Here is a 14,686-nt window from a genome sequence, read left to right on the forward strand (position 1 = left end):
GGGGCGACGGACCCGCGACGTGAGTTGATCACCTGACACAGCCATGCCCGCCAGGCAGACTGGCGGGCATGGCTGTCTCTCTTTACACCATCGCCGTCGACGCACACGACGTGAAAGCTCTCGCCGACTTCTGGACCCAGGTCCTGGACTGGCAGATCGTCTACGAGGACCCCGAGGAGATCATCATCGGCGCGGACGCCTCCGCGATGCCCGGCATCGTCTTCCTGCGCGTCCCGGAGAACAAGACGATCAAGAACCGGCTGCACCTCGACCTGAACCCGGAGGACCAGCAGGCCGAGGTGGACCGCCTGATCGCCCTCGGCGCCCGCCCCGTCGATGTGGGGCAGGGTCCGGAGGTGACGTGGCGCGTACTGGCCGACCCCGAGGGCAACGAGTTCTGCGTGCTGCGGCCCAAGCAGACGCTGCTGGGCTGAGCGCGCTCTCCCCGGATGTCGGGCCGGCCCGTGCGTTCGGGGCCGGCCCGTTGGCGTGCGGCCGGTGCGCGGCGGGCGACCCGCGTGTGCTGTGCCGCGCGTCACATCGGCCGCGTGTCACGAACGGGCCGGCTCGTCCCATCCCGTGGTCGTCAGCAGCAGGCGTACGAAGGGCGAGACCATGAGCGCACGGCAGCAGGGCGGTCCGGCGGGCACGCATCGCGTGGTGGTGTTGGGGGCGGGGTACGCGGGGTTGTCCGCGGCGGTCCAGCTCGCGGCCCGGGTCAGGGGGCGCGCGGGGGTGTCGGTGACCGTGGTGAACGAGTGGGACCGGTTCACCGAGCGGCTGCGGCTCCACATGACGGCGACCGGCCAGCCGACCGCCGAGCTGGACATCCCCGGGCTGTTGGAGGGCGCCGGCGCGCGCTTCGTACGCGGCCGGGTGACGGCGTTGGACGCCGAGGCGCGGACCGTCCGGATCGACGACGCCCGCCTCCTGTCGTACGACACGCTGGTGTACGCCCTGGGCTCGGTGGCCGACACGGCGACGGTGCCAGGCGCCGGCGATCACGCGTACGCCCTCGACGGCGCGCGGGACGCCGACGCGCTGGCCGAACGGCTGGCGCGGCTCGCCCGGGGCACGGTGGTGGTCGGCGGCAGCGGGCTGACCGGGGTCGAGGTGGCCGCGGAGATCGCCGAGCGGTATCCGGAGCTGGACGTCCTGCTGCTCGGCCGGGACGAACCGGGAGCGTTGCTGGGCCCGCGCGCCCGGGCCCATGTGCGATCGGCGTTCGAGCGGCTGGGCGTGCGGGTGCGCGGCGGGGTCGAGGCGGTCAAGGTGTTGCCCGACGCCGTCGAGCTGGCGGGCGGCGAGTGGGTCGACGCCGACGTGGTGGTCTGGGCGAGCGGCACGCGCGCGGCGCCGCTGGCGGCCTCGGCCGGGCTGACGGTGGACGAACGGGGCCGCGTCGTCACCGACGCCGCGCTGCGGTCGGTCTCGCATCCGAGCGTGTACGCCGTGGGGGACGCCGCCTCGGTCCGGCAGGGCTACGGCGTGCTGCACGGGACCTGTCAGAGCGGCATGCCGACCGGGGTGCACGCGGCGGTCTCGATCGTCCGCGAGCTGCGGGGCAAGCGGCCCAAGCCGTTCCGCTTCGGTCACTACCACGCCCCCGTGAGCCTGGGGCGGGGCGACGCGGTCGTACAGTTCACCCGGCCCGACGCCAGCCCCCGTCGCCTGTGCCTGACCGGCCGCGCGGCCGTCCGGTACAAGGAGGCGGTGACGTCGGCGCCCTGGCCGGTCTTCGGCCGCACGGCGAAGCTGCCCGCCGCCGGCGCGTTCTGGCCACGCGGCGGTCGCTTCACCAGGGTCCGGGGGCAGCGGTGAGCGAGCGCCTGGGAGCGACGACGAGTGGGGGTTCGAGGGTAGCGATGAGTGAGCCGACCGAAGACCGCGACCAGCAGGTCTTCCACCAGCACCGGAAGCTGCTGTTCTCGGTGGCCTACCGCCTCCTGGGCAGCGCGGCCGACGCGGAGGACGCCGTCCAGGACGCCTGGCTCAGGTGGTCGGGCGCGGACCGCGCCGAGGTGGCCGACCCCAAGGCGTATCTGGCGCGGATCGTGACCAACATCGCTCTGGAGCGGCTGCGTTCGGCCCGCCACCAACGCGAGACCTATGTCGGACCCTGGCTGCCGGAACCCATTCTGACCTGCGGCGACACCGCCGATGTGGTCGCGGATGCCGAGTCGGTCTCGATGGCGATGCTGGTGGTACTGGAGACGCTGAGCCCGCTGGAGCGCGCGGTGTTCGTGTTGCGGGAGGTCTTCGGCTTCAGCCACGCCGAGATCGCCGAGGTGGTGGAGCGCTCCGAGGTCGCGGTGCGCCAGGCCGCGCATCGGGCCCGCGAGCACGTGCGGGCCCGGCGGCCCCGCTTCGCCGCCGCACCGGCGCGGCAGCGGGAGGCCACCGAGCGGTTCCTGGCCGCCGCGACCGGTGGGGACGTCAACGCGCTGATGGAGCTGTTGTCCCCGGACGTCACGCTGTGGACCGACGGCGGCGGCAAGGTGCGGCAGGCCAGGCGCCCGGTGGTGGGGGCGACGGCGGTGGCGACCTGGTTCGCGGCGGTCGGCACCACCGCGTACGAGGGGATCGAGCCGGCCGACATGCGCGCCGACCTGGTCGAGCTGAACGGCGGCCCGGGCCTGGTGTTCCGGGGCGCCGGCCGGGTGATCGCCACGGTCACCTTCGACTTCGACGCCACCGGGCGCGTTCTCGCCATCCACAACGTGGCCAACCCGGACAAGCTCGGGGCCGTCGCCGTCGGCACCGTGCACGACGTGGGCCCGCGGTAGCCCCGGCGGGCCGGCGCTCTGGCGGGCCAGCGCCCGGGCGGGCCGACCGGCCGCCTCCGCGAGGGCACGCGGTGGGCGCGCCTTAGCCAGGGCACGCGGTGGGCGCGGACCGCCCGGGCGACGCTCCGGCCGGGCGGCTCAGTCGGCGTCTGGGGCGTCGCCCAGTTGGGCCGTGGTGTTCGCGCCGTCCAGGCACTCCCGGATGATGTCGGCGTGCCCCGCGTGCTGGGCCGTCTCGCGCAGCATGTGCAGCAGGGCCCGCCGCGCCGTCCAGGTCTCCGGGGCGGCCTCGGGGTCCCACGGGACGGGCGGCAGCGGCACCGCGACGTCCAGGTTCGGCAGGGCGCCGACGGCCGCGTCCATGGCCCGGGTCGCCGCCGCGTACGCCGCGCGCAGGTCGGCCAGCGTGTCGTCCGCCGTCAGGTGGTACTGGCCCATGTCCCACATGCCGTCGGGCGTCTCGCCCCGACGCTCGCCGATGAGCTGTGCCCACACCCGCTCGCCCTGGGCGAGGTGCTTGAGGATGCCGCCCAGGGTCAGTTCGCTGGCCGTGGAGCGGCGCCCGGCCTGTGCGTCGGTGAGCCCCCGCAGCGTGATCAGCAGCGTGGCGCGCTGCTCGGCGAGCGCGTGCAGCAGCGCGTCGCGTTCGGCCTCGGCGTGCGCGGCGCGCTCCGTGGCGCGGGTCGGCGGCGGGGTGGTGGCTGCGGTGGTCATGGGCACGTCCTCCGGTCGGGGGTGGGGCGCCAGGCGCGTTCCGTGCGGCCCGACGACGCCGACGCTAACCAGCCTTCAGGTCAGCTTCTGTCCGCGAGGAGGAACGGTTCGCGCCGGCTCAGCGGAGTTGCGTACGGCCGTACGCAACGATGTGTACGCTCGTCCGCATGGTGTATCTGACGCTCGCCGGGGCGATCTCGGCGGAGATCGTGGCAACCATCGCCATGAAGTACAGCGACGGGTTCAGCAAGCTCTGGCCCTCGCTCGGGACGCTGGCCGGCTATGTGGTGGCGTTCTCGCTGCTCGCGTACACGCTCAAGACCATGCCGGTGGGGACGGCGTACGCGATCTGGTCCGGGGCGGGGACCGCCGTCGTCGCGCTGATCGGCATTGTCTTCCTCGGGGAGGCGGCGACGGCGGCCCGGATCGGCGGGGTGCTGCTCGTCATCGCCGGGGTCGTGGTGCTCAACCTGGGGGGCGCGCACTGATGGCCCGCCGGTACGACCCCGATCGCCGCCAGCGCATCATCGACGCGGCGATCCGGGTGGTGGCCGAGCGAGGCATCGAGGCGCTCAGCCACCGCACCGTGGCGGCGGCGGCCGACGTGCCGCTCGGCTCCACCACGTACCACTTCGCGACCCTGGACGACCTCCTGGTCGCCGCGCTGCGGCAGGTGTGCGCCGAGCCGGGGATGGCGGTGCCGACCTGGCGGCGGGCCGTCGAGGGGCCGGAGCCGCTGGCTGACGCCGTCGCCGACCTCCTGCTGGACGCGGCGCGGGACGTCCACGGCGAGGTGCGGCTCGCCTACGAGCTGTACCTGGCGGCGCTGCGGCGCGAGGCGCTGCGGCCGGTGGCCGCCGAGTGGCTGGAGGCCGTGGTGGCGGTCCTGGTCCGGCGCACCGGGGACGAGGCCAGCGCGCGGGCCCTGCTCGCGCTGGCGGACGGGCTGATGTTGCAGGTCCTGCTGACCGGGCGGCGACTGGAGCGGGCCGAGGTGCGCGCGGCGCTGGCCCGGGTGGCCGGGTAGCCAGGGGCGTCGGGGGCGGGGGAGTGTTCGGGGTGGCCGGGCGGTCGGGCCGCCGGTCGGTCGGAGAACCGGCCGGTGGCGGGCGCGGCGGCCCGGGGAGTGGGACCGGTTCGCCTCGACGGGGCGGCTCCGGTTAGCGTTCGAGCATGACCGAAGCAGCAACTCACCGCACCACCGGCGCCGTCGCCGCCGGGCTCGCCACCCTGAGCGAGGACGGGACCGTCCTGGACACCTGGTTCCCGGCCCCCGTCCTGTCCGCCGAGCCCGGCCCGGCCGGCACCGAGCGCATCACCGACGACGAGCGGGTCGCCGAACTCCTCGGCCCCGGGGCGCCCGCCGCGCTCGGCAGCGACCTCCGCCGCGGCGTCGAGGTCGTGGCCGTCCGCACGGTCATCGCCTCGCTCGACGACAAGCCCCTGGACGCGCACGACGCGTACCTGCGGCTGCACCTGCTCAGCCACCGGCTGGTCCGCCCGCACGGCGTCAGCCTGGACGGCCTCTTCGGCCTCCTGGCCAACGTCGCCTGGACCTCGCTCGGCCCGGTGCCGGTGGACCAGGTGGAGCGGGCCCGGCTCGCGGCGCGCGCCGAGGGGCTGCACCTCCAGGTGACCAGCGTGGACAAGTTCCCGCGGATGACCGACTACGTGACGCCCGCCGGGGTCCGGATCGGCGACGCCGACCGGGTGCGGCTCGGCGCCCACCTGGCGGCCGGCACCACCGTGATGCACGAGGGCTTCGTCAACTTCAACGCGGGCACGCTCGGCACCTCGATGGTCGAGGGGCGCATCAGCGCGGGCGTCGTCGTCGGCGACGGCTCCGACATCGGCGGCGGCGCGTCGATCATGGGCACGCTCTCCGGTGGCGGCAAGCAGGTCGTCTCCATCGGCGAGCGCTGCCTGCTGGGCGCGGAGGCCGGCATCGGCATCGCGCTCGGCGACGACTGCGTGGTGGAGGCCGGCCTCTACATCACCGCGGGCACCCGCGTCACGCTGCCGGACGGCGAGGTCGTGAAGGCCCTTGAGCTGTCGGGCGTGAGCAACCTGCTCTTCCGGCGCAACTCCACCACCGGACGCGTCGAGGCCCTCCAGCGCTCCGGCTCCTGGGGCGGCCTGAACGAGGCGCTGCACAGCCACAACTGACGTCCCCCGGCCCCGGCCGGACGACCGCCCGGCCGCCCCGAGCGCCGCCCGGCCCCCGCCTGGCCGGTAACCCCCTCCGCCCCGCCCCTGCCCGTCGGCAGCGGCGGGGCGGAGCCGTACGGCCACGTTGACTAGTAGCGGATGCGAACGACCTGCGGGTCGTGGTCGCTGGCCTGGTCGGCGAACTCCGCGTTGACGTGAACGATGTCGTACTCGGCCCGGCGCACGCCCTTGCTGGTCAGGATGTGGTCCAGGACCTGCGAGTTGCCGTTGTAGACGTAGCCGTAGCGCTCCCGCTTCGGCAGCTTGTTCACCAGGTCGGTCAGGACCCCGCCGTCGGTCAGGGCGTCCAGGGCGGGCGAGAACTGGAAGTCGTTGATGTCGCCCGCGACCACCACGCTCGCCCGGGGCTTGACCTCCAGCACGTCCTTCACGAACGCGTTGACCGCCTTGGCCTGCGCGGTCCGCTGCACCTCCGAGCCGCGCCGGGGCGGCTGGAACCGGCTGTCCAGACCCTGGTCGCCGCCCTTGGAGTTGAAGTGGTTGGCCACCACGAAGACCGGCTGGCCGCGGAAGGTGAACTCGCCGACCAGTGGCTTGCGACTGTCCCGCCACGCCTCGTTCGCCGGGTCGATCCGGCCCGGCGACGCCGACAGGGCGGGCTCGCCGTCGCGGTCGATGACCCGCACCGGCGTGGTCGCGTCGCCGCCCGCGGTGTCGGTGAAGGAGACCCGCTCGGGGTTGAAGAGGAACGCGTTGCGGATGTTGCCGCCGGGCTGGCCGCCGTCCTGGTCGTCGGCGGGGTCGATCTGGCGCCAGGAGTAGGAGGGCCCGCCCGCCGCCTTGATGGCCTCGGTGAGCTGGCGCAGCGTCGCGTCGGCGGAGACGACGGAGTCGTTGGTGGGGCCGTTGTCGTCCTGCACCTCCTCAAGGGCGACGATGTCGGGCGAGGCCAGGTCGCGGACCAGGCCCTGCGCCAACCGGTCGAACTTGGCCCGAGGCGTCTTCGGCGACAGGTTCTCCACGTTGTACGTGGCGACGGCCAGCTCGCGGGAGCCCTGCGGCCGGGTGCGCTCGCGGGGCAGCCCGCCGTCCACCAGCTCGCCGAGTTCGGTGGCCTGGATCTCGTACCCGCCGAACTGGTCGTAGTCGAGCGGCCCCGAGGTGACCCCGGCGAGCCGGTCGCGCACGTTCGCGACCGGGAACGGGCGCTCGGCGTAGGGGATGAGCGAGGCGACCTTGACCCGGCCCGAGCCGGGCTTCCGGTACGAGTCGTAGAGCACGCCGCCGCGCGCGGTGCGGTCCTGGTACGGCTCGGCGGTGACCCACAGCTCCTTGTGCTCGCTGGTCGCCCCGACGACGGGGGCGTTCCGCACGGCCACCCGCATGCCCTCCAGCGACTCGTACCGGTCAAGGGCGTAGCGGCCGGGCCGCAGCCGCAGTGACTCGATGCTCTCGCCCTCGCCGGCGGTGGGCGCGTAACGCCGGGGAACGGCGGCCGAGTCGAGCGTGAACGCGGCGGGCAGCGGCTGGCCCGAGGCGCGCACGGTCCACGTCGCGCGGGTCAGCTCGGTCACCGACTGGAGCCCCGCGTCCGCGCCGCCGGGGTAGTACTCGGTGACCGTGCCCGAGACCTCGACGGCGTCGCCGACGGCCACCTTCGGCGTGCTGGAGCCGGTGAAGACGAAGACGGCCTCGCTGGTGGCCGGGTCGCGGTCGGGCCTCGGGTCCTGGACCCAGAAGCCGCGCGCCGAGCCGAAGGCGCGTACCGCCGTGACCACGCCCGGTACGCCGGTGACGTCCTTGCCGGCCAGCGGCGAGAGCCGGGTGGCGCCCTGGATGTCGTGCACGCGTATCTCGGCGGCGGACGCGGACTGCGGGACCGCGAGCAGCCCGGCGGCGAGCGCCGCCGCGACGACGGCCGTGACGGCCGCGGAGCGGCGCCGGGCGCGGGAGGCCCGGAGCGGGACCGGAGGCGGCGACGAGGGGGACAGCGACGACATGGCGGGCCTTTCGGGAAGCGGGAGTGGCGGCGACAGCGGACGCTGCGTGCCGGGTGGTACGGGTGGGTCGGCGCGGGACTGTGGGCCTCACGCGCGAGGGGACGGGCGGAACGTGTCGCGGGTGGTGGGCGCGGCGGCGGCCCGCCGGGGCGGCCGGGCGCCCGGGACGCGGTGCCCGTGGACGGGCGCGCGGGAGTGTCCGACCTCTCTACGCGCGTCAATCTCGTGCGCGCGTCAGGGTGTTGTCAAGGCTCGCCGGATGGACGGCGGCTGACGGATACGTGAACCGGATGACCCCCCGCGAATCCGTCTACGCTGGGACACCGTGCCGTCACGCGATTCGTACGGCCGCGACCCCCGAGGAGATGACCCAGCAGATGCCCGAAGACCGCCCCACCATGCCGCCGGTCGTGCTGCACACCGAGGCAGAGCTCGCGCGGGACGCGCTGAGCGCACCGCTGTTCGTCCGCGCGGTGCGGCTCGCCCGCTGGGCCGATCCGCACAAGCCGGTGGGGGCGGGCGGCGAGCTCCTGGCCGACGAGTTGCGGGAAGCGGTCAAGGAGCTGGGCCTCGACGACGACGAGGACGGCCCCGGCTACGCCGCCGAGGCGTGGCAGCTCGCCCTGGACATCGGGCTCGTCGAGGTGGAAGGCCCCGAAGACGCAGCCGGGGCGGCCGAAGCCGACGGCGCCCCGGCCGACGGCACGCCGCTCGCCCCCGGCGTCGACGCCTCCGAACCGGCCGGCACCGCGCGCCCCGGCGAGGAGCTGCCCCGCTTCGCCGGCGGCGCCCCGCAGGAGGTGCTGGAGCTGTGGCTGAACGGGCTTGAGACGGTCCTGGCGGACGCGGCGGCCCCCGACCTGGCCGACATCATCGACCAGTTGAGCGAGGGCGACGAGCTCGACCTCGACGGGCTCGACTGGAACCCGGAGGAGGAGGCCGACTTCCTCGACGGCGTGCTGGGCAACCTCTACCTGCTGACCGCGCTGGACGAGGAGACCACCGACCGCGCGGTGCCGCTGCCCGCGCTCGCCGCCTCCATGATCGTCCCGGACGACATGGACGAGCCGACCGACGCCGTCCTCGAAGAGGTCTCCGACGCGATGATGCGGCTGGACGAGCAGTTCCGCATGCTCGCGCCCACCGGCATCGTGGACTACCGGCCGGTCGACGAGGAGCTGATCGAGGAGGCGGACGGCGAGGGCCGGGTCTCCGAGCCCGAGCGCGGCATCGCCGAGGCCGAGGTCGACGAGGAGGACGTCGCCCGCTACGGCATGGTCAGGCTCACACCGCTCGGCCTGTACGCGGTGCGCTCGCGGATGCTGGAGGCCGGCGTGGACGCCCCCGTCGTCGGCGAGTTGGCGCCCGCCGACGCGCACACGCTGCTCGCCGCCCTGCCCGGCTTCCCGGACGCCGCCGCCCGGGCCGAGGTCGAGCAGTGGCTGTCCGGGCGCACGGCGACCGACGCCGCGGCCGAACTGCTCGCGGCGGCCCGTGGCGACGACCCCGAGGCGCCGCTGCGCCGCCTGACCTGCCAGCAGACGCTGACCCTGGTCGGCCCGGAGGCGGAGTCGGCGCTGCGCGCGGTACTCGGCGACCGGCAGCTGGGCGGGCTCGCCCGCGTGTGGCTCGCCGAGCACGGCGTGGACCAGGTGCCCGAGCCGTCGGAGGAGATGGTCTTCTGGCTGACCGTGGACACCATCGCGGCGCAACTGGCGGCCGGTGGCGACTCGGAGGAGCTGCGGGAGCTGGTGCAGGGTCTGGTGGACCGCAGCGCCGGCTTCTTCGACTCGGTGTGGCGCGTCGAGCACCCGGCGACGGCGGAGGTCCTGGAGGCGATGGGCCGGCTGCACCCGGACAAGAAGACCGCCAAGGAGGCGCGCAAGGCCGCGTTCAAGGCCCGCTCGCGACACTGAGCCGGCGCGCGGGCGAGCGCGGGGGCCGGCCGTTCGGCCGCGCCCCGGGCGGGACGATCCAGGCGTACGGCACGGCCAACCGGTCCTCCTGATGTCGCACCGCGTTCAACTGGTGTTCGGCCGGGCGCGGCAGCCTGACCGCGGCACGTCAGGCGGACAGTTCCGGCCACCAGGAGATGAAGATGCCGCTTACTCGCAGGGATTTCGCGAAGCAGTCCGCGTACACCGGGGCCGGTGTCGCGCTGGTCGGCACGGTCGATGTGCTCGCCACCGCCCCCGGGGCCCTCGCGGCGGAGGGCGCGGGCGAGCGGGGGCACCGGCCCTCGCTCGGCTACGGGCCGCTCGTCCCCGACCCCAAGGGCCTGCTCGCGCTGCCCGCCGGCTTCTCCTACCGGGTGATCACCCGCAGCGGTGAGACCACGCTGGAGTCGGGCGAGTCCACCCCGTCCAACCACGACGGCACCGCCACCTTCGAGGGCCCGCGGGGGTCGACGCTGCTGGTCAACAACCACGAGCTGAGCGGCCCCCGGTCGAAGTGGGCGCACCCGGTGCCGCTGGTGGAGGGCCTGGTCTACGACCCGGCGGCCTCCGGCGGCTGCACCGTCGTCGAGGTCTCCCGGCACGGTGACCACGTCAGCGAGTGGGTGGGCATCGCGGGCACCGCCACCAACTGCGCGGGCGGTCGCACGCCCTGGGGCACCTGGCTGACGTGCGAGGAGACCGAGGACAAGGCCGGCGAGAACGGCATGACCAAGGACCACGGCTACGTGTTCGAGGTCGACCCGCACGAGCGGCCGCGCGGCCACCGCGCGGAGGCGGAGGGCGCGCACGCCCAGCGGGGCCCGAAGCCGATCAAGGCCCTTGGCCGGTACGCGCACGAGGCGGTCGTGGTCGACCCCCGGCGCGGCCACTTCTACCTGACCGAGGACGCCGACGAGCCCAACGGCCTGTTCTACCGCTGGGTCCCGCCGCGCGGCTTCACGCCCGGGCGCCGCGCGCTGCGCCACCTCGCCGACGACGCGGGCGTGCTGCAGGCCCCGCAGTGCTACGACTCGGGCGGCCGGTTCGTGGACGACCTCTCGCGGGCGCGGAAGGTGGGCACCGTCTACGGCGTGGACTGGATCGACGTGCCCGACCGCGACGCCCGGGAGGTTCCGGTGCGCCAGCAGTTCCAGGACCACCAGGTCACGCGGGCGCGCAAGCTGGAGGGCATGTGGTGGGCCGACGGCGGGGCGTACATCGTGGCCTCCTTCGCCCGCGACGAGAGCCCGGTCGCGCACGACGGCCAGGTCTGGTTCTACAACCCGCGCCGCCGCACGCTCACCCTGAAGGTGCTGCTCGGCGTGAACCAGGACCCGGACAAGGACGGTGCCTTCGACGGCCCGGACAACATCACCGTCTCCCCGTACGGCGGCCTGATCATCGCCGAGGACGGTGACGGCGTTCAGCACCTGTTCGGGGCGACGGACCGGGGCGAGACCTACCCGATCGCCCGCAACGAGCTGAACATCGGCACCGCCCAGAAGCCCTCGTACAGCGAGTTCACCGGCGTGGTCTTCTCACCCGACGGGGACACCCTGTACGCGAACATCCAGGTGCCGGGCATCATGCTCGCGATCACCGGCCCGTGGCGGCGCCAGCCCCACCGGCCGCACGGCCACGGCCACGGCCGTGCGCAGGAGCAGAACAGCTAAGCCCTCGCCGGCACCTCATCTCCGGCCCCGCCCGCCCGGCGCCCCGTGCGCCCGGGCGGGCGCTGTCGTGGGGGGCGCCGCCCGTGTGACCGGCGGCTTCAGGTGGCCCGGGGCGGGGGTGGGGGAATCCTGGCCGGCGTAGGGCGTTGACACCCATGTGACCTCACGCGTGACGAGCATCCCGTTCTCCGTCCTCGACCGCTCCCGCACCCGGCAGGGCCGGGCGGAGGGCGAGGCGCTGCGCGACACCGTCGCCTTCGCCCGCCTCGCCGAGGAACTCGGCTACCACCGGTTCTGGGTTTCCGAGCACCACAGCGTGCCCGGGGTGGCGGGCTCGGCGCCGACCGTGCTGGCCGCCGCCGCGGCCGCGGCGACCGACCGCGTGCGCGTCGGCACCGGCGGCGTGATGCTGCCCAACCACCAGCCACTGGTGGTCGCTGAGCAGTTCGGGGTGCTGGCGGCGCTCTACCCGGACCGGATCGACATGGGGCTCGGCCGCTCCGTCGGCTTCACCAACGGCATCCGGCGCGCGCTCGGCCGGGACAAGGAGGCGGCCGGCGACTTCGGGGCCCAGTTGGCGGAGCTGCTCGGGTACTTCACCGGGCGGCAGCAGGTGCACCCGCAGGTGCACGCGCGGCCGGCGGAGGGCCTGCACGTGCCCGCGTTCGTGCTGGCCACCGGCGCGGGTGCGACGGTGGCCGCCGAGGCCGGGCTGCCGCTGGTGATCGCCGCCGTGGTGGGTGAGGACCGGATGCTGGAGGCCATCGAGCGCTATCGGGCCGCCTTCCGCCCCTCCGCGCAGGCGACGCGCCCGTACGTGGTGGTGGCCGGGACCGTCGCGGTCGCCGAGACCACCGAGCGGGCCCGCCGGCTGCTGGTGCCCGAGGCGTGGTCGAGCGCCTACTCGCGCACCCACGGGGTGTTCCCGCCGCTGGAGCCGGCGGAGGAGATCGAGGCACGGACCATGTCGCCGCGCGAGCGGGAGCGATACGAGGAGTCGATGCGCGGCCACATCCACGGCACCGAGCAGGAGGTGACCGTGGCCCTGGACGCCCTCATCGAGCGCAGCGGCGCCGACGAGATACTGGTGACCACGAGCACGTACGACCGGGCGGGGATGCTCGACTCCTACCGCCGGCTGGCCCGCATCGCCCGGCTGTCCGCCACGCCGGGGACGCGGGGGGACGCGGCGGGACCGCCACGCGGCTCGGCCGCGTTGGCCGGCGCGCACTGAGCGAACCCCGGCGGGCGTGGACCGCGCCGGGGACGGAAGGCGGAGGCGAGCGCCGCCCGTCGGAGCCGGCCGGGCCGAGCTGTTCTTGCCGAGCCGGCCCGGCGCCGGCCTGACGGAGCCGGCCCGGGCTGTCCCGGCTGGGCTCGCCTGGCCGGAGGGTGCCCGCCTGTCGGGGTGGCCCGGCGCGGCCGGCGGGTGTGACGGCGGTCGGGCGGAACGCGGGCGGCCGGCGGGGTGGGCGGTGACACGCGGCGGGGCCGGGGCCCGGGTGGCGGGGCTCAGGCCGCCTTGACGACCTCTTCGCGTATCGCCTGCCACCACACCGCGCGCAGCCGGTCCAGCTCCCGCAGTTCCGCGGGGGACCAGGATCGCTTGCCCGCCACGTACGCCCGGATGGCTTCGTTGGCGAGGGCGGCGGGCGAACGGGGGCCGGTAGACGGAGGGTTGGTGGGAACCATGCACATCACCTTAGGGCCGGGCACTGACAACGGGCTCACGGCGGGTGTCGCGCAGGCGACGGCCACATGAGCTGACCGCCGCGCGCGCCCCGTACGCACCGCGCGCCGCACGCGCCACGCTCAGCGCCACGCGCCGTGTCCATGTCCACGTTCGAGGGTCGCCCGCCAGCGGTGTCAGCGGGCCGGGCCCGGCCGGGGGTGTCCCCACGCCGGGGCGCCACGACCGGCCGCCCCCGCGCCCGGAACCGGGGCGGGGGTCGGCGGCGCGGGCCGTGGGGGCGGGCCGTCAGAGCGCGGCGCCGCCGGGCTTGGCCATACCGCGGACGGTGCGCGCGTCCACGTACTCGCCCAGCGCCGTCATCTCCCACTCGCCGCTGAACTGGCGGATCATCTTGGCCATCAGCACGCCCGTGCGCGGCTCGGCGTTGGTGAGGTCGAACCGGACCAGCTCCTCGCCGGTGCCGGCGTCGATCAGCCGGCAGTACGCCTTGGCGACGTCGGTGAACTTCTGGCCGGTGAAGGAGTTGACCGTGAACACAAGCCCGGTCACCTCCGGCGGCAGGTCGCCCAGGTGGACCGTGATGACCTCGTCGTCGCCGCCGCCCTCGCCGGTCAGGTTGTCGCCCGAATGCTGGATCACGCGGTTCAGGATGGAGAGCTTGCCGAAGAAGCAGGCGTCGATCTTCTTGCGGTTGGCGCCGTACGCGATGACGGACGCGTCCAGGTCGATGTCCTTGCCGCGGAACGCGGGCTCCCAGCCGAGGCCCATCTTCACCGAGGTCAACAGCGGGCGACCGCCCTTGACCAGCGAGACCGTCTGGTTCTTCTGCAGGCTGACCCGGCCCTTGTCGAGGTTGACCTTCCCACTGCCGGCGGGCGGCTGCGGGGGCGCGGCGGGGGCCGTGTGCGGCGCGGGCGGCACCTGCGCCTGGGGGCGGCCGGCGGCGCCGGCGGGGCGGGGGCGCGACCGGGAAGCCGGTGGCGGCCGGGGCTGCGGGCGGAGCCGGGGCCACGGGGGCGGCGGGCTGCGGGGCGGGGGCCGCCGGCTCCTCCACGCTGACGCCGAAGTCGGTGGCGATGCCCGCGAGGCCGTTCGCGTACCCCTGGCCGACCGCGCGGACCTTCCAGGCGCCCGCACGCCGGTAGACCTCGACGACGACCAGCGCCGTCTCCGCGCCGAGCTGCGGCGGCCTGAAGGTCGCGATGACCGAGCCGTCGTCGGCGCCGCGAACCGTGGCCGTCGGCTCCGTGCCGGCGAAGGTCGCGCCGGGGGCGTCCAGGCTGGCCGTCACCACGATCTTCTCGATGTCGGCGGGGACGGCCGTGGTGTCCACGGTGATCGAGTCGCCGGTGCCGCCCGCCGCCGCGCGGTGGCTCACGCCGGGCCCGGTGGGCTGGTTGTAGAAGACGAAGTCGTCGTCGGAGCGCACCTTGCCGTTGGCGGTGAGCAGCAGGCCCGACACGTCGAGCCGCGCCGGAGCGGTGACGTCCACCGTCACGCGCGGGACGGAGAGAGGGAGATTCGAGCCGGGTGTCATAGCGGTCATGCCCCGGGTAACGACCGGGCCCGCTTTACGGTTCCTTGACCAGCGCACCCGGTCAGGACCGGGAACGCGGGCGCCGGGCGGTGGTCGCCGCCGGCCGGGGCGGCGCGGCCCGCCGGGCGCGGCGGCTGTCTCGTTTTCGCCCTCGCCGGCCGGGCGGGGAAATAGTCG

12 protein-coding genes and 1 pseudogene are annotated in these 14,686 nt (G+C 74.9%); 9 read left to right on the forward strand and 4 right to left on the reverse strand.

Annotated elements, in window-relative coordinates:
• Window positions 1-68: 68 nt before the first annotated feature.
• The 3 genes from OYE22_RS27105 to OYE22_RS27115 all read left to right on the forward strand — a co-directional run bounded on the left by OYE22_RS27105 (window position 69) and on the right by OYE22_RS27115 (window position 2,786).
• On the forward strand, window positions 69-434 hold the full coding sequence (locus OYE22_RS27105) for a VOC family protein (RefSeq protein ID WP_277322837.1): 366 nt from the start codon (window positions 69-71) through the stop codon (window positions 432-434).
• Between the two features lie 181 nt (window positions 435-615).
• A complete protein-coding gene (locus tag OYE22_RS27110) occupies window positions 616-1,821 on the forward strand; it encodes an FAD-dependent oxidoreductase (protein ID WP_277322838.1) in 1,206 nt (401 codons plus the stop codon).
• A gap of 44 nt (window positions 1,822-1,865) precedes the next feature.
• Window positions 1,866-2,786, forward strand: a complete 921-nt coding sequence (locus OYE22_RS27115; protein WP_277322839.1) for an RNA polymerase sigma-70 factor — start codon at window positions 1,866-1,868, stop codon at window positions 2,784-2,786.
• Between the two features lie 138 nt (window positions 2,787-2,924).
• Here OYE22_RS27115 and OYE22_RS27120 read toward each other — a convergent pair whose 3' ends face one another.
• A complete protein-coding gene (locus tag OYE22_RS27120; RefSeq protein WP_277322840.1) occupies window positions 2,925-3,500 on the reverse strand; it encodes a DUF664 domain-containing protein in 576 nt (191 codons plus the stop codon).
• 167 nt (window positions 3,501-3,667) lie between these two features.
• Between OYE22_RS27120 and OYE22_RS27125 the strand changes: the two genes are divergently transcribed.
• From OYE22_RS27125 to dapD, 3 genes are all read left to right on the forward strand, one after another.
• Window positions 3,668-3,988, forward strand: coding sequence for a multidrug efflux SMR transporter (locus OYE22_RS27125; RefSeq protein WP_277322841.1), 321 nt, complete (start codon window positions 3,668-3,670; stop codon window positions 3,986-3,988).
• A complete protein-coding gene (locus OYE22_RS27130; protein WP_277322842.1) occupies window positions 3,988-4,527 on the forward strand; it encodes a TetR family transcriptional regulator in 540 nt (179 codons plus the stop codon). Before OYE22_RS27125 ends, OYE22_RS27130 begins: the two co-directional genes overlap by 1 nt.
• Before the next feature lie 146 nt (window positions 4,528-4,673).
• Window positions 4,674-5,666 carry a 2,3,4,5-tetrahydropyridine-2,6-dicarboxylate N-succinyltransferase gene (gene dapD, locus OYE22_RS27135; protein WP_277322843.1) on the forward strand — a complete coding sequence of 331 codons (993 nt, stop codon included), beginning with the start codon at window positions 4,674-4,676 and terminating at the stop codon, window positions 5,664-5,666.
• Window positions 5,667-5,797: 131 nt separating this feature from the next.
• Here the strand turns inward: dapD and OYE22_RS27140 are convergent, their stop codons facing one another.
• Entirely contained in the window at window positions 5,798-7,669 is a 1,872-nt protein-coding gene (locus OYE22_RS27140; RefSeq protein WP_277322844.1) for an endonuclease/exonuclease/phosphatase family protein, read from the reverse strand.
• A 377-nt stretch (window positions 7,670-8,046) separates the two neighbouring features.
• On the opposite strand from OYE22_RS27140, the gene OYE22_RS27145 reads away from it, so the two are divergent.
• The 3 genes from OYE22_RS27145 to OYE22_RS27155 all read left to right on the forward strand — a co-directional run bounded on the left by OYE22_RS27145 (window position 8,047) and on the right by OYE22_RS27155 (window position 12,513).
• Entirely contained in the window at window positions 8,047-9,585 is a 1,539-nt protein-coding gene (locus tag OYE22_RS27145; protein WP_277324342.1) for a hypothetical protein, read from the forward strand.
• A 182-nt stretch (window positions 9,586-9,767) separates the two neighbouring features.
• Window positions 9,768-11,279 (forward strand): alkaline phosphatase PhoX, encoded by a 1,512-nt coding sequence (locus tag OYE22_RS27150; protein ID WP_277322845.1) that lies wholly within the window; start codon window positions 9,768-9,770, stop codon window positions 11,277-11,279.
• A gap of 157 nt (window positions 11,280-11,436) precedes the next feature.
• Complete coding sequence (locus OYE22_RS27155; RefSeq protein WP_277322846.1) at window positions 11,437-12,513, forward strand: MsnO8 family LLM class oxidoreductase; 1,077 nt, start codon at window positions 11,437-11,439, stop codon at window positions 12,511-12,513.
• Window positions 12,514-12,791: 278 nt separating this feature from the next.
• On the opposite strand, the gene OYE22_RS27160 is transcribed toward OYE22_RS27155, so the two are convergent.
• Both OYE22_RS27160 and OYE22_RS27165 read right to left on the reverse strand, forming a co-directional pair.
• Window positions 12,792-12,971, reverse strand: a complete 180-nt coding sequence (locus tag OYE22_RS27160) for a hypothetical protein (RefSeq protein ID WP_277322847.1) — start codon at window positions 12,969-12,971, stop codon at window positions 12,792-12,794.
• A 286-nt stretch (window positions 12,972-13,257) separates the two neighbouring features.
• Window positions 13,258-14,518: pseudogene (locus OYE22_RS27165) on the reverse strand (TerD family protein).
• Between the last annotated feature and the right edge of the window lie 168 nt (window positions 14,519-14,686).

This window comes from Streptomyces sp. 71268 (assembly GCF_029392895.1).
In the GTDB taxonomy this organism is placed as follows: domain Bacteria; phylum Actinomycetota; class Actinomycetes; order Streptomycetales; family Streptomycetaceae; genus Streptomyces.

Bases quoted from the DNA above. Each gene is read 5' to 3' on its own strand.
- OYE22_RS27105 (WP_277322837.1), top strand. From the start codon at position 69: ATGGCTGTCTCTCTTTACACCATCGCCGTCGACGCACACGACGTGAAA.
- OYE22_RS27110 (WP_277322838.1), top strand. From the start codon at position 616: ATGAGCGCACGGCAGCAGGGCGGTCCGGCGGGCACGCATCGCGTGGTG.
- OYE22_RS27115 (WP_277322839.1), top strand. From the start codon at position 1,866: ATGAGTGAGCCGACCGAAGACCGCGACCAGCAGGTCTTCCACCAGCAC.
- OYE22_RS27120 (WP_277322840.1), bottom strand. From the start codon at position 3,500: ATGACCACCGCAGCCACCACCCCGCCGCCGACCCGCGCCACGGAGCGC.
- OYE22_RS27125 (WP_277322841.1), top strand. From the start codon at position 3,668: ATGGTGTATCTGACGCTCGCCGGGGCGATCTCGGCGGAGATCGTGGCA.
- OYE22_RS27130 (WP_277322842.1), top strand. From the start codon at position 3,988: ATGGCCCGCCGGTACGACCCCGATCGCCGCCAGCGCATCATCGACGCG.
- dapD (WP_277322843.1), top strand. From the start codon at position 4,674: ATGACCGAAGCAGCAACTCACCGCACCACCGGCGCCGTCGCCGCCGGG.
- OYE22_RS27140 (WP_277322844.1), bottom strand. From the start codon at position 7,669: ATGTCGTCGCTGTCCCCCTCGTCGCCGCCTCCGGTCCCGCTCCGGGCC.
- OYE22_RS27145 (WP_277324342.1), top strand. From the start codon at position 8,047: ATGCCCGAAGACCGCCCCACCATGCCGCCGGTCGTGCTGCACACCGAG.
- OYE22_RS27150 (WP_277322845.1), top strand. From the start codon at position 9,768: ATGCCGCTTACTCGCAGGGATTTCGCGAAGCAGTCCGCGTACACCGGG.
- OYE22_RS27160 (WP_277322847.1), bottom strand. From the start codon at position 12,971: ATGGTTCCCACCAACCCTCCGTCTACCGGCCCCCGTTCGCCCGCCGCC.